Origin of the sequence: Nonomuraea ferruginea (genome assembly GCF_039540635.1) — a bacterium.
In the GTDB taxonomy this organism is placed as follows: domain Bacteria; phylum Actinomycetota; class Actinomycetes; order Streptosporangiales; family Streptosporangiaceae; genus Nonomuraea; species Nonomuraea ferruginea.
Window position 1 is genome coordinate 294,479 of sequence record NZ_BAABFD010000007.1, and the last position, 13,788, is coordinate 308,266.

Sequence of the window (13,788 nt, forward strand, 5' to 3'; positions counted from 1 at the left end):
ACGCTCCTCATGGCGAGACGACGGAGGAAACTCCCGGGTCGCCGCCCTGGCGCCACACGTTACGGTCCAGGCCCCACCCGGGCTGGAACGCGTACTCGCGGATCTGGTTGAGCGACCAGTTGGCGGGCAACGGGTAGCCGAGGTTCCCGGAGAACCCCCACGACATCCCGGAGACGAAGGACCAGCGCGCGCCGGCCTCGGCGGACACGCGGCTGCAGACGTTGCGGGAGCCGTAGACCCCGAACTGGTAACGGCCGCCGAGTTGCTCCAGCGCCGTCCTGACCCCGCGGAAATAGGGCACGACATTGCTGGTGATCTCGGTGTCCAGCGCGTCGTAGTCGACCGCGAAATAAATGCAGGCGCCCGGTGGCAGGCCGAACGCGCGGGCCTTCTCGTCGGCTTTCCTGCCCTGGTCGTAGCCCTTGTCGTAGGTGAAGTTGGCCAGCTGGGTCCCGTTGTACTGGAAAATGGGGAACATTCTCAGCCCCGCCGCGAAGATGTTCTGCAGTTCGCCGGGCTTGAGCGCCTTCCCGAGATAATCCGGGTCGCTCGGGGGGAGGTGCTCGTCGAGATAACGGCCGACGATCCGGTAGCCGTTCTGCATGAGCAGCCGGCCGCGCTCAAGCGTGATCTCGGTGATGCAGTCGCAGCCGGTGGCTTCGCGCTCGGTGTCGCCCGCGGAGATGAGGAGCTGCGCCCATGTCGTGTAGTCGTTGGTCCCGGTCACGGGAATCTGGGAAAAGCTCTGGAACGTCCGCAGCCAGCTCGTGTGCGTGGCGGTCTGCGTGTCCGTGTAGATGTCCTGGGAGGAGTACGGGACCTGCCGCCCGTTGTCGTAGGTGGGTGAGTTGAAGAAGCAGGCGGCGCGGAACAGCAGGCGGAAATCGCCGGTGAGCGTCCCCGCCCCCCTCGTCCTGAGCCCCGACTGCGTGCCCGGCCCGAAGTAGCCGTTGATGTCGTTCAGCCCGATCCCCAGCTCGTACTGAATGGCCATCATCAGGCCCTTCTGCACCTCACGGGAGTAATAGCCGTCGCACGGCACGAGATTCATCGCCGGGATCGCCCGCTGGGCCACGTAACGCTTGTTGAGGTGTTGCTGGATCGCCTGGGTGGCGGCGTCTCCGCCCGGGACGAGGCGGAACTGGTCCATGGTGAGCAGCGCCCGGGCGATGCGTGCCCACAGCGCGTTGGTGATGACGACGCCGGTCAGGCCCATGTGCCCGATGAGCGCCTGGAAGGAGTCGCGCGATCGGGTGTCCCAGATATAGGGCGGATCGGTCGCGTAGTAACCCTTGCACCACAGGGCGTAGTTGTAGATGGTGATGATGCTCGGATCCGTCTCGGTGTCCGGGCGCAGCGGGTGGTCCTGCACGGCCCGCATCGTGGCCGGGCCGAAACTCTGCACCGTCGGGGAGATGCCCAGCTCGTGCTGGAGCGCCTGCGTGAGCGAGAGCACCGTGGCCCATCCAGTGCGTCCCGTCTCCAGGACCCTGACGTAGCCCGGGGCCACGCCGTCGTACCTGGTGTTCACCCACTTCTGCGCGGCGAACACGTTCATGTCCATGAGCGTGCCCTCGTCCCATGACACCGCCGGGTCGATGGGGGAGCCGTTCGTCGCGTACGGGGTCAGATTGCCCGGGCATTCGGTGTCGTAGCCGGCCGAGTGAGGAAGGATGCGCCGACCGGCCCGCCGACTGGCCGGGGCCTCGCCGCGCAGATGGGCGATGAGGTCCCTGATGCTCCGCAGCATGGCGTCGGTCGGCTGGTCCCACGACCTCAGCAGCCCGCAGATGGAGTAGAAGGCCGTGTTGCGGCCCAGGCTGACGCCGTCGACGGTGATGTAGGCGCCGAAGTTGGCCTCGCCCCGCTCGTAGCCCCGGCCCTCGTAGACGATGCCGTGCGGGCAGACGAAGAAGTTGTACTGGATATCGGCGTAGTCGCCGGTCACGTCATGGGCGAAGACCTCGGCCACGTCTTTCTTGCAGTCTTCCTCGGAACCGGGGGAGAAGGAGCGGTTGCCCCGGTGATGAAGGAAGACGCCTCCGGTCGAGGGCTCCCAGGCTCCGGAAGAAGGCACCGGAGCGGCGAATGCCTGGGCTTTCTGCGCGTCCGTGACGCCCGTCACGTAACCGGCCCAGGTGCTGCGTGCATTGATGGTCACCGACACGAGGGCAGCGTGACCGATGCGCGCCGGGCGGGTCCAGCTCTTTCCGCGTCAACGCAAAAGCCGCGTTCAGCCGCCGATTACGACCGCGCTGCCGGCGGCGGCCAGCGGTTTTCCGGCACGACGCAAAAGCTTTGTCCGCCGGTTCGGGACCGTGCGCTAATTCCGTTGATCCCGAATCGAAGAAGGAGTGCACATGTTCAAACGCCTGGCCTTGTTCGCGGCCACCGCGGTCGTCGCGGCGACCGTCGCCGGAGTGTCGCCGGCGGCGGCGGAGAGCCCTTCCACGGCGCTCGCCTGCTCCGGCACGTCCTGCAACGGGAAGAACCCCAACACGGAGGGCTGCTCGGCCACGGGCACCCCGCGCGAGCTCTTCCTCCACAGCGGGAGATACACCCTGCAACTGCGGGACGGCGCCGGTTGCCGCGCGTTCTGGGGGCGTATCGTGCGCGACGACTGCGACCTCATCCAGGGGTTCGCGCATCTGCGCGTGCAGCGCCGGCAGTGGACCACCTACGGCTGGTACACCACGCACACCTACTACCGGATACAGTCGTCGGTCCCCTGCAACGGCGGTGTCGGATACACGTCCATGGTGGGCAACGCGAACGATGACAACTTCCGTGCCTGCCACTCCGGCTACATCACGGCTTCCGCTCCGTCCACGATCCCCGAGAGCGCGTGGACCTGCACGAGCTGGTACTGAGACGTCGCCGCGGGTGCGGTCCGGCCGCCGGACCGCACCGTGCAGTAGTTCACCTGTTCATGACCGGTACACGGCGATGCTCCGGGTACGTGCGTGGCATGAAAGCCATCAACGTGTGTTTCGGCATAGACGTGGACGCGGTCGCCGGCTGGATCGGCTCGTACGGGGGGCAGGAGTCACCGAACGACATCCAGCGGGGTGTCTTCGCGGCCGAGGTGGGGACGCCGCGGCTGCTGCGGTTGTTCGCCCGGGAAGGCATCAGGACGAGCTGGTTCGTACCGGGGCATTCGGCGGAGTCGTTCCCGAGGCAGACGCACATGATCGTCGAAGCCGGGCATGACGTCGGCGCGCACGGCTACATGCACGAGAACCCGGTCGCGATGTCCGCCCAGCAGGAGGAGGACGTGCTGGCGCGCAGCGTCGAGCTGCTCGACAAGGAGTTCGGCGTCCGGCCGAGCGGGTACGTCGCGCCGTGGTGGGAGATGTCGGCGCGCACCATCGACCTGCTGCTCAAGTACGGGTTCAGCTACGACCATTCGCAGTCGTACCGGGACTTCCAGCCCTTCTACGCCCGCCGCGGCGAGGAGTGGACGCGGATCGACTACGACAAGGACGCCTCGACCTGGATGAAGCCGCTGGTCCACGGCGAGGAGGTGGATCTGGTCGAGTTCTCCGCGAACTGGTATCTGGACGACCTGCCGCCCATGATGTTCATCAAGAACTCGCCGAACAGCCACGGCTTCGTGAACCCGCGCGATCTCGAACAGCAGTGGCGCGACCAGTTCGACTGGGTCTACCGGGAGCTCGACTACGCGGTCTTCCCCATCACACTCCACCCGGACGTGAGCGGCCGGCCGCAGGTGCTGCTGATGCTGGAACGGCTGATCCACCACATGCGCGGTCACAAGGGCGTGAAGTTCATGTCGTTCGCCGAGGCGGAGAAGGACTTCCGGGCCCGCTACCCGTTCAAGGAGCGGGCGCGGCCGGCCGACGTCCACTGAGCCGGGGCCATACTGGCAGGCATGAGCTGGACCCCTGAGCCGCCGGTGAACGCCCTCCGCGACGGCTTCACCCACGGCTGAGCCGGGATGAGCCCATCGCCCGCGCGTCTGCGCGCCCGCATCGACGACGCCCCGATGTCCCGATCGCAGTGGTCGGCGGTCGCCGTGTGCGTCCTGCTGAACGTCGTCGACGGGTTCGACGTGCTCGTCATGTCGTTCACCGCCGCCGCGGTCTCCGCCGAGTGGCGGCTGTCGGGGACCGAGCTGGGCCTGCTGCTGAGCGCCGGGCTGGTCGGGATGGCGCTGGGATCGCTGTTCCTCGCGCCGGTCGCCGACCGGACGGGGCGGCGGCCGCTGATCCTCGCCTGCCTGGCGGTGTCGTCGTCCGGCATGCTGCTGTCGGCCCTGGCCGGGAGCGCCGTCCAGCTCGGGCTGCTGCGGCTGGTCACCGGGGTCGGCATCGGCGGCGTCATCGCCGGCAGCAACGTCATCGCCGCCGAGTACGCCAACCGGCGCTGGCGCGGCCTGGCCGTCAGCCTGAACACCGCCGGTTACGCCGTCGGCGGCACGGTGGGCGGCGTCATCGCCGTGGTGCTGCAGAACGCGTCGGGGTGGCGCTCGGTGTTCGCCTTCGGCGGGGTCGCCACCGCGCTGCTCGTCGCCGCCGTGCTCCGGAGGCTGCCCGAGTCGCTCGACTTCCTGCTCACGCGGCGCTCGCCCGGCGCCCTCGACAGGCTCAACGCGCTGCTGGCCGCGATGCGGCAGCCGCCGCTGCGGTCGATGCCCGAGCCGGACGCGCCCGCCGGGCCCGCGCCCGGGCTGCGGCAGCTCCTGTCGCCCGCGCGGCGTCGTAACACGCTGCTCACCTGGGCCGGCTTCTTCACGAGCATGTCCGGCTTCTACTTCGTGGCGAGCTGGACGCCCCTCGATCTACCCGCCGGAGATGCGGGCCACCGGCGTCGGCTGGGGCATCGGCGTCGGCCGCGTCGGCGCGATCCTGTCACCTCTGGTCGCCGGCCGGCTGCTGGACGCCGGGTGGGGGCCGGGCGGGCTCTACCTGCTGGCCGCGGCGGTGCTCGCCGCCGGCGGGCTGGCCGTGGGCGCCTTCCGCCTGGACGCGGGCTCGCCCGTACCCGTGAAGACGGAGGCGTGACCGCGGCTCAGGGCAGGCGGTCGGTGCGGTGGGCGGAGAGGCGGGCGGGGTCGGGCCAGCGCACGCCGTGCGCCCAGCCCGCCCGCTCGAACCAGCGGATCAGCCGCGCGCTCGGGTCGAGCTGGCCCTTGAGCACGCCGTGGCGGGCGCAGGCGGGCTCCGCGTGGTGCCAGTTGTGCCAGCCTTCGCCGAACGTCAGCAGCGCCACCCACCACACGTTGGACGACCGGTCGCGGGTGCGGAACGGGCGGTCGCCGAAGGTGTGGGCGACCGAGTTGACCGACCAGGTGACGTGGTGGACGACCGCGTAACGGACGAGCCCGCCCCAGAAGAAGGCGGTCCAGGCGCCCGCCCACGACATCGACCACAGCCCTCCGGCGGCGGCGGGCAGCGCGAACGAGAGGGCCACGACGGCCGGGTAGGCGGCGTCGAAGCGCCGCACGTCCGGGTCGGACAGCAGGTCGGGCACCCAGTGGCGGGTGCTGGAGCGGCGCCGGGCGGTGTAGAACCAGCCGACGTGCGCGTGCAGCATGCCGCGCAGCAGGCCCAGGCCGCTCTCGCCGTAGCGCCACGGGGAGTGCGGGTCGCCCTCGCGGTCGGCGTACTTGTGGTGCCTGCGGTGCTCGGCCGCCCACAGCGTGACCGGCCCTTCGACGGCCATGCCGCCCGCCAGCATGAGCGCGACCCTGAGCGCCCGGTTGCAGCGGAAGGCGCGGTGGGTGAACAGCCGGTGGTAGCCGACGGCGATGCCGAAGATGCTCACCGCGTACATCACGGCGGCGATGACCAGGTCGCGCGGGCCGATGCCCCAGCCCCAGGCGGCCGGCACCGCGAGCCCGAGGAGCAGCACGGGCAGCACGACCAGGACGACCAGATAGGCGGTGCGGCGGCCCGTGGTGACCGCCACCGTCTCCGCCGCGCTCCGGCGTGGAATGGCTGACGTCAAGCTTCCTCCCTGTGGTGACCCCGGCTCCCCATTCAACGGCGGGGGTCCTGGAGTGCGGCTATGACCTGACAGTGACGACTCGATTGCTATAAGGAGGCAGAACAATGCGCTCCGTAGCCATGAAGAAACGCAGAGGGTCTCCCTAGATTGTGGTTGCACAACGTGATCATTGATGATCGCTCCGGAACCATGCGGAAAGGTCCACGGAATGGGTGCTGTCGGCCAGACGACCACGGGCGGCTATCTGGAGAGGTACGACGAGGCGCTAGCCAGCGCTCCGATGTCCGCGTTCGGGCTGGTCAGAGAGTGGATCCGGAGCGACTGGCGCGGCCTGTTCGCCGAGCTGCGCGAGCGGCGTCCCATCCTCGTCACGCCCGCCTTCACGGTCGTGACCCGCCACGCCGACGTCACCGAGGTGCTCTCCCGCGAGGAGATCTTCTCGGTCCGGGCCTTCGGCCCGCGGCTCGACGCCGCCCTGGGCGGGCCGTTCATGCTCGGCAGGGACGCCACCGCGATGAACTGGCGGGAGAAGGGCCTGATGCAGGTCATGCTCGACCCGGGCGACGTGGCCGGGGTGCGCGAGCTCGCCGGGAACCTCGCCGACGAGCTGCTCGACGCCGCCTCGCCCGGCGGGCGCGTCGAGACGGTCGGCGGGCTGTTCAGGCCCGTCGCCCTGGGGGTGTGCGCCCACTACTTCGGCTTCCCCGGCCCCGACCCGCAGACCCTGTCGCGGTGGACGCGCGCCGTCGTCACCGACGGCTTCGCCAACTTCCACGGCGATCCGGAGATCCAGGCCGCGTCCGTACGAGCCGGCACGGAGATGATCGCCTACCTGCGCGAGCGGCTCGCCGAATACCGGGCGGCGCCCGATCCGCCCGACGACATCTTCGCCCGGCTCGTCCGCTCCTCGCAGGTGCCCGACGACCGCATCCTGATCAACATGGCCGGGCTGCCGCTGGGCTTCGTGGAGAGCGCGCCCGGAGCCATGACGGAGGCGGTCGAGCAGCTGCTGATGCGTCCGGAGGTGCTGGCGGAGGCCGTCGAGGCGGCGGGGGACCCCGAGCGGTTCGACCGTTACGTCTGGGAGGCGCTGCGGTTCAACCCGTTCTTCAAGCTGCTGCCGAGGCTGTGCGAGCGCGATCACGTGCTGGCGGCGGGCACGCCGCGCGCCACGCCGATCCCGGCGGGCACGTTCGTGCTCGCGGCGCCCGCCTCGGCCATGTTCGACGCCGACGTGGTGCCGGAGCCGGGCGAGTTCCGCCTCGACCGCCCGGCGCACCACCACCTGTTCTTCGGCCACGGCCACCACGCCTGCCTGGGCGTCCATCCGGCCAGGGTCGTCGTGAGCGAGACCGTACGGCGTCTGCTGCTGCGTCCCGGCGTCCGCCTGCTGCCCCCGCCGGAAGGCGCTGTCGAGCGCGCCCTCGGCATCTTCCCCGACCGCTTCGTCGTCGGGCTCGGCACCGAGCGGGGGGAGGGCTGACGATGGCGGGCAGCACGACAGCGCGCGGCGTCGCCTCCGACGGGCTCGTCAACCGGCTCAGGTTCCTGGCCCTGACCAGCGGCCGGCCGTTCTGGGACCTCCTGCAGCGGGTCGATCCGGTGCGGCGCAGGGTCAACGCGACCCTGATCGACCAGGCGATCCGCGAGATGCCACCGCGGCCGGAGCCGCTGAGCACCATGGCCGGCTACACCTCCTGGGCCTCGCTGACCGACCGCACCTACAGCGGGCGCCACCTGCCCCCGATCACCGTGGCCGACGACAGGAGGCCCACGCCCGAGCGGGCCGCCGAGCTGTTCACCCGCGGCGAGTCCATGATCCACTGCCCGCGCTCCACGGTGCTGTTCGCGTACTTCGCCCAATGGTTCACCGACGGCTTCCTGCGCGGCGACGTGAACATCCCGCGTGACCCGCGCAAGAACAGCTCCAACCACCACATCGACCTCAACCAGGTCTACGGCCTCGACGAGCGGGCGACCGCCGCGCTGCGCACCTTCGACGGCGGGCTGCTGAAGAGCCAGTTGCTCGACGGCGGGGAGTTCCCGCCCTTCCTGTGCGAGAACGGCAAGATCAAGCCCGAGTTCGCCCCGCTGCGCGTCATCCGCTTCGACGAGCTCAGCGACGAGCAGCGCGACACGCTCTTCGCCACCGGCAGCGACCGGGGCAACATCCAGCTCGGCTTCACCATGCTCACGGTGTTGTTCCTGCGCGAGCACAACCGGGTGGCCCGGCTGCTCGCCAAGAACCATCCGCGCTGGGACGACGAGCGGTTGTTCCAGACGGCCCGCAACATCCTCATCGTGCTGCTGATCAAACTCGTGGTCGAGGAGTACATCAACCACATCACCCCCTACCACTTCCGGTTCACCCTGGACCCGAAGCTGTCGGCGCTGCTGGCGCACGCCCCCTGGCACCGGGAGAACTGGGCCTCGGTGGAGTTCAACCTCGTCTACCGCTGGCACAGCCTCATCCCGTCCCACCTGTCCGTGGGCGGGCACGACCTGCCCCTGGCGCAGACCATGATCGGCGGCACGCTGATCCCCGGCCCCGGGCTCGGCCGGCTCTTCGAGGACGCCTCACGCCAGCGGGCCGGCCGCATCGGGCTGTTCAACACCGACCCGCTGCTGCGGGAGGTCGACGCGGCGAGCATCGCCGACTCGCGCGTGCTCGGGCTGGCCTCGTACAACGACTACCGGCGACACTGCCGCTTCCCCCGGGTGCGCCGGTTCGAGCACGTCTCCGGCGACGCGCGGGTCTCCGGCGCGCTGCGCGACCTCTACCGCGGCGTCGACGACCTCGACCTGTACGTGGGACTCTTCGCGGAGGAACCCGGGTCCCCGGACGCGATCCTGCCGCCGCTGCTCACCAAGATCATCGCCATCGACGCCTTCTCCCAGGCGCTCACCAACCCGCTGCTGGCGCCGCGCGTGTTCAACGCCGCCACCTTCTCCCCGACCGGCGTGCGGATCATCACGGCCACCCGCACCCTCGCCGACGTGGTACGCCGCAACACCCCCGAAGACCCGACCCCCCGCTTCGTCAGCATGACCCGGCAGGCCTTCAGATGACCTGCCCACCCATCCCACCCGACCCGTCCCCGTCTGTCCCGTCCAGTCCCTCCGAGGCGTCCCCGGTCGGTTCGTCTGATTCGGCCGCCGCGTTGCTGCGTGCCGCTGCCCGGGAGGTGGTTGACGTCGCGGTCACCCTTCGGGAGGTGGCGGGTCACGCGACGGCCGCGCTCACCGACGGCGAGCTGCTGCGTGGCCTGCCGCGCGCCCCCGCCGAGGGCCGGTCCGCCTGCCGTGCGCTGCTGCGGGCCACCACCGGCCGCCGCGGTCTCGGGTACGCGCTCACCGGCGGGCCGCTGGTCACCCTGGCCGCCAAGGCGGGCGCCATGGCCGGGGCCGAGAGCCTGGTCGTACGCGTGCTGGCCACGTCGCTGCGGCTGCGCATCGCCGCCGTCGCGGTCGACCACCCCGAGCTGGCCGAAGACCCGATGATCGCCCGGCTCGTCGACGCGGCCGCGGCCGACCGTGACCTGGAAGCCGTCCGCGCCCTGCGCGCCCTGCTGAAGGACCGCGGCGCGGTGCGCGGGCTCAGCAGGCTCGCCCCCGTCTTCGGTGAGGTCCTCGCGCTGCGGGCGCTCCTGGACGAGAACCCGCTGAACGACGCCACCGCCTGGCTCATCGCGACCGGCCGGGGCCGCGCCACCGCCGACCCGATCACCGGCATCAGCAACCGTGCCATCGCCGTCCTCGACACCGGGGAGGGCGCCGCCCGCCGGACCGACCTGAGCGACGCCGAGTCCGCCCGGCTCGGCGACCGGGGATCACTGCTCGGGTTCCTGGGCAACATCAGCGTCATCGGCCCCACCGGGCGGATCCTCGTCCAGAGCGTCCAGGGCCCTGACGGGGTGGTCCGGCACGTCGTCCAGGTGCCGGGCATGGCGGGGCTGCTCGACGGCGACTCGCCCCAGGACCTGCTCGGCGCGTTCAGCAGCGCCGTGCTCGACAGCAGCCCCTACAGCCGCGCGCTGGCCAGGGCCGTCGCCGACTACGGGCTGCCCGAGGGCGCCGAGGTGGCGCTCGTCGGGCACAGCGCGGGCGGTGCGGCGATCATGAACCTCGCGCAGGACTCCGGCTTCTGCGCCAGGTTCACCGTCACCCACGTCATCGCCGTCGGATCGCCCGTCGACTTCAAGCGGCCCGCCGACCCGCGCACCTGGGTGGCCAGCGTCACCAACCAGCACGACATCATCCCCACCCTCGACGGGCAGGGCGCGGGCAACTGCTTCGACCTGAACCCCGGCTGGTACGTGGTCGACTACTACGACTCCACCCACCTGTTCCCGCTCTGCCACCGGCTGGAGCACTACATCGACAACCTCGCCCGCGACCTGCCCGAGGCCCGCGACCACATCGACGACCGGCTCGCGCCCTACCGGGGGCGGGTCGTGCGGTCCCAGGCGTACCAGCTGTTCGACCGCGCGCCCGATCCGGCGGGTTTCCCGTTCCTGACCGTGCCGACCTACTCGCTGGACGGGGCGGTCGAGCTGCCGATCAGGTGCCGTCGCGGCAGCGCGCTCACCGCGCTGTTCGCCGCCGACCGGGAGGCGGTGGCCGGGGTGCTGGAGGGGACCGGGTTCGGGCCCCTTCTCGTCGCGGGCCGCGCACTGGTCGCCGTGCACGCGGCCTGGAACCGGGACACCAGCTTCGGCGGCTACCGGGAGGCGCACCTCGGCGTCGTCGTGCCCGGCCCGTGGCGGTCGCCCTCGCTCTGGCCCGACCTGCTGCGGAGCGCGGGGCGGCGGCGTTCGGGCAGCCTGCTCGTCGGGTCGGCCGTCGACACCGAGGCCGTCCGTGCCGTCGCGCCGCGGCTGTGGGGTGGTGAGACGCATCTGGAGCCCGTCGATGTGCGGCTCGCCGCGGGGCGGGCGCGGGTCATCGTCGGCGACGCCTTCACCCTCTCCGGGAGGCTCGGCCCCTTCCTGCCCGTCGGCGACCGCGACCTGGTCGGCTACACGGCCGGGACCGGTGCCGGCACGCTGCGCTCATGCGTACGGGTCCGCGGCCCTGGACGCCTCCACCCCCTGCCCTTGCTGCGGCTGACGGCCGAGCCTGGCTCGGCGCATCCCCTGGCCGAGCGGGTGCGCGCCCTCGGGCTCGACGGCGCCAGCCCTCTGCTGTCCCTGTCCTCGCCCGCCCGCCAAACCCTCAGAGACGCCGCCGTCCCCCTGCACCCCCGTGACCGCCCGCCTGCCGCCGGAGAAGTGTCGCCGTCCTGCTGGTGATCCGCCGATGGAGGAGAAATGCCGGTCGAACACGCGGGGCTCGCCGCCCACGCCGAGGTGTTGCGCTCGGACGCCCGCGCGCTCGCCGCCTGCGCCGAGCGCCTGCGCGAGATCGGGGCGCGGCTGGAGGCGGCCAGCGTCGCGCCGCCGTGGCTGCGAGCCTCGGTGAACGCCCATGTCGCCGCCTGCGTCGCAGCCGTCGCCGACCTCGACGAGGCCGCGACCCGCCTGCAGCGCTACGCCGCCCGGTCCCGCCCTTGACGCGGCATGGCTGCCTCGTACCGGACGGACTCGCTCGGGGTGGGTCAGTTCGCTTCGTGGACGGCGCGGGCGGCGCTGAGTCCTGATTCGAGTGCGCCTTCGATCCAGGCGTGCCAGAGCGAGCAGTGTTCGCCGGCGAAGTGGACGCGGCCCTCGGGGGCGATGATCGCGTCGTGCAGGGCCGTCTGCTGGTGGGGCTCGAAGAGGGCGAACGCTCCGGCCGCGTACGGGTCGTTGTACCAGGCGTGCGAGACGCCGAACTCGAAGTGGTCGTAGATCTCCGGGTGGATCTTGGCGACGTCTTCGAGCGCCTGCTCGATGCGTTTCTGGGCGGGCATGGCGCCCCAGCGCAGCGCGTCCTGCCCCCAGGTGTAGGCCGCCAGCAGGATCGCCCGCTCGTCGCCGTCGGCGGGATGCGAGGGGTAGCAGATGCGCCGGATCGGCAGGTCGGTGACCGTGGTGCCGCCGACGATGCCGTCGGTCCGCTCCCAGAACGCCCGCCGCACCTGCAGCAGGATCTTGGTGGAGGCGTTGTAGTTGAGCTCGCGGATGGCGCGCTGCTTGCGGCGGGAGAAGGCGGGCCTGGTCTCGACGTCGCGCAGCACGGAGAACGGGATGGCGCAGATGGCGTGGTCGCCGGTGATCGACGTGCGGCCCGAGCCCGTACGGACGTGCAGGGTCACCGAGTGGTCGTCCTGCTCGATGGCCGTCACCTCGTGGCCGAACCGGATGTGGCGCCTCAGCTCGCGGTAGAACGCGACGGGCAGCCGGTCGGCGCCGCCCACGATCTCCTGCATGTCCTCGAACGCCCGCCCGACGATCTCGCGGAACTGCTCGATGACGGCCGCGTTGAGGTTGGACTCGCGGAAGCTCATCACGCCGTAGAGCTCGATCGCCCCCTCGGAGAACCCACGCTCGCGCAGGAAGCCGCGGATGGAGTAGCGGTCGTACTCGGCGCAGATGCGGTCGAGCGCCTTCTCGCCCTCCAGCGCGTAAAGGTCGTGGATCTCCTGGGTGGCGGTGCGCCACAGATCCTCGTAGGTGCGGCCGCGCTCGTGCTCGGCCAGGCCGAAGTCGACGAGCTGCGGGTTGCGCCCCAGCTCGCCGATGGTCGTCCGGACACCCTGGATGTACGCGAGCGTCCGGGGGTTGTTCATGACGAAGGGGCGCAGGGGCAGCCCGAACCGTTCGCAGTAGGCGAGCGTGAGATCGTGCACGCGTGGTATGCGCATCGCCCCCGCTTCCGCGTACAGGCCGGGGGCGAAGTCGCGCAGGGTCAGCACCCGCCCGCCGACCCGCTGCTGGGCCTCCAGGACCACGGGCTCGTGGCCCTGGCGCATCAGCTCGTAGGCGGCGACCAGCCCGGCCATCCCGGCGCCGATGACCAGCACGCGCTTGCGCGGCCGGCCACCGGCGCCCAGCCCGCGCCCGGCCGTCGCGACCAGCTCGGCCGGGACACGGAGATCGTGACGCGGGCGGGGCACGCCCGGCGGGTTCGCTTCCAGGGTGCCACGCCCTTCCCTGACGACTACACAAGGTAAGGAAGTGACTACCTGAGGTCAATGCCTCTGTCAAGCCGGGCGCCCGGCTCGACAGTCGGCAGTGGTCAGGAAGACTCCGGCTTGCCGTGACGGTGCTCGTGCGGCCCGTCCATGTGGCGCCGGTCCTTCCCCTTCCCTTCGCCCTCGGACTTGGCGCGGATCGCGACGGCGGTGGCCGTGTCGCCGTCCACCTTCGCCAGGACGGAGACCTTCTGCCCGGTCTTCACCGTGTCGATGGTGGCGTCGCGGTTGATCCGGGTGTCGGCGTCGACCGCGTACTCCCTGGAGTAGCCGTCCTCGCTCTTGACGGTGAGCGAGTCCTGGTCGACGGCCGTGACCTCGCCGCGCTGGGTGGCGACGGTGACGTACTCGCCCTCGCCTTCCCGCACCACGAACTCGCCGTGGAGGTTGATCTTGGGGCCGCCCCAGTGCCGGCGGTCCTCCTTCTTGGAAGGCCTGTCGGACGGGCCGGTCGACGGGGACTCGGTGGCCGTGGGGGCGGGGGCGGGGGTGCCCGACGGGGGTGTGGCCGCCGCGGTGGCGACGCCGGCGCCGGTGGCGACGACGAGCGCGGCGGTGGCGGCGAGCAGCAGGGTACGCGGGAAGCGGCGCTTGGACGGCTGGTTCCCCGCGGTTTCCGGCTCGGTGGTCATAAGAGGTTTCCTCCCCGATGTGCAGGTGTTACCCCAAGAGTGCATGTGGCCGCTTAAGGCTGAGTTAAGCGC

At 71.1% G+C, this 13,788-nt stretch carries 11 protein-coding genes and 1 pseudogene; 8 read left to right on the forward strand and 4 right to left on the reverse strand.

Annotation, left to right across the window (positions count from 1 at the left end; genetic code table 11):
• Positions 1-7: 7 nt before the first annotated feature.
• Positions 8-2,161, reverse strand: coding sequence for a glycoside hydrolase domain-containing protein (locus ABD999_RS16150; protein ID WP_271275007.1), 2,154 nt, complete (start codon positions 2,159-2,161; stop codon positions 8-10).
• Positions 2,162-2,360: 199 nt separating this feature from the next.
• Between ABD999_RS16150 and ABD999_RS16155 the strand changes: the two genes are divergently transcribed.
• The 4 genes and pseudogenes from ABD999_RS16155 (at position 2,361) to ABD999_RS16175 (ending at position 5,024) form a co-directional block, all read left to right on the forward strand.
• The gene (locus ABD999_RS16155) at positions 2,361-2,870 is read left to right on the forward strand and encodes a hypothetical protein (RefSeq protein ID WP_271275006.1); all 510 of its coding nucleotides are present in this window, start codon (positions 2,361-2,363) and stop codon (positions 2,868-2,870) included.
• Positions 2,871-2,968: 98 nt separating this feature from the next.
• Entirely contained in the window at positions 2,969-3,871 is a 903-nt protein-coding gene (locus ABD999_RS16160; protein WP_271275005.1) for a polysaccharide deacetylase family protein, read from the forward strand.
• Between the two features lie 210 nt (positions 3,872-4,081).
• Positions 4,082-4,738, forward strand: a pseudogene (locus ABD999_RS43925) (MFS transporter); the annotation flags it as partial.
• Between the two features lie 76 nt (positions 4,739-4,814).
• Positions 4,815-5,024, forward strand: coding sequence for a hypothetical protein (locus tag ABD999_RS16175; protein WP_271275002.1), 210 nt, complete (start codon positions 4,815-4,817; stop codon positions 5,022-5,024).
• A 7-nt stretch (positions 5,025-5,031) separates the two neighbouring features.
• Here ABD999_RS16175 and ABD999_RS16180 read toward each other — a convergent pair whose 3' ends face one another.
• Positions 5,032-5,970, reverse strand: coding sequence for an acyl-CoA desaturase (locus tag ABD999_RS16180; RefSeq protein ID WP_271275001.1), 939 nt, complete (start codon positions 5,968-5,970; stop codon positions 5,032-5,034).
• A gap of 208 nt (positions 5,971-6,178) precedes the next feature.
• On the opposite strand from ABD999_RS16180, the gene ABD999_RS16185 reads away from it, so the two are divergent.
• The 4 genes from ABD999_RS16185 to ABD999_RS16200 all read left to right on the forward strand — a co-directional run bounded on the left by ABD999_RS16185 (position 6,179) and on the right by ABD999_RS16200 (position 11,522).
• Positions 6,179-7,453, forward strand: coding sequence for a cytochrome P450 (locus ABD999_RS16185; protein ID WP_271275000.1), 1,275 nt, complete (start codon positions 6,179-6,181; stop codon positions 7,451-7,453).
• A gap of 2 nt (positions 7,454-7,455) precedes the next feature.
• Positions 7,456-9,039: a peroxidase family protein gene (locus tag ABD999_RS16190; RefSeq protein ID WP_271274999.1), complete on the forward strand. Its 1,584-nt coding sequence runs from the start codon at positions 7,456-7,458 to the stop codon at positions 9,037-9,039.
• Between the two features lie 146 nt (positions 9,040-9,185).
• Complete coding sequence (locus ABD999_RS16195; RefSeq protein ID WP_345482772.1) at positions 9,186-11,261, forward strand: lipase family protein; 2,076 nt, start codon at positions 9,186-9,188, stop codon at positions 11,259-11,261.
• 18 nt (positions 11,262-11,279) lie between these two features.
• Positions 11,280-11,522: a hypothetical protein gene (locus ABD999_RS16200; RefSeq protein ID WP_271274997.1), complete on the forward strand. Its 243-nt coding sequence runs from the start codon at positions 11,280-11,282 to the stop codon at positions 11,520-11,522.
• Between the two features lie 44 nt (positions 11,523-11,566).
• On the opposite strand, the gene ABD999_RS16205 is transcribed toward ABD999_RS16200, so the two are convergent.
• Together ABD999_RS16205 and ABD999_RS16210 are read right to left on the reverse strand one after the other, a co-directional pair.
• Positions 11,567-13,006, reverse strand: coding sequence for a flavin monoamine oxidase family protein (locus tag ABD999_RS16205; RefSeq protein ID WP_271274996.1), 1,440 nt, complete (start codon positions 13,004-13,006; stop codon positions 11,567-11,569).
• 122 nt (positions 13,007-13,128) lie between these two features.
• Positions 13,129-13,716, reverse strand: a complete 588-nt coding sequence (locus ABD999_RS16210) for a hypothetical protein (RefSeq protein ID WP_271274995.1) — start codon at positions 13,714-13,716, stop codon at positions 13,129-13,131.
• Positions 13,717-13,788: the final 72 nt, after the last annotated feature.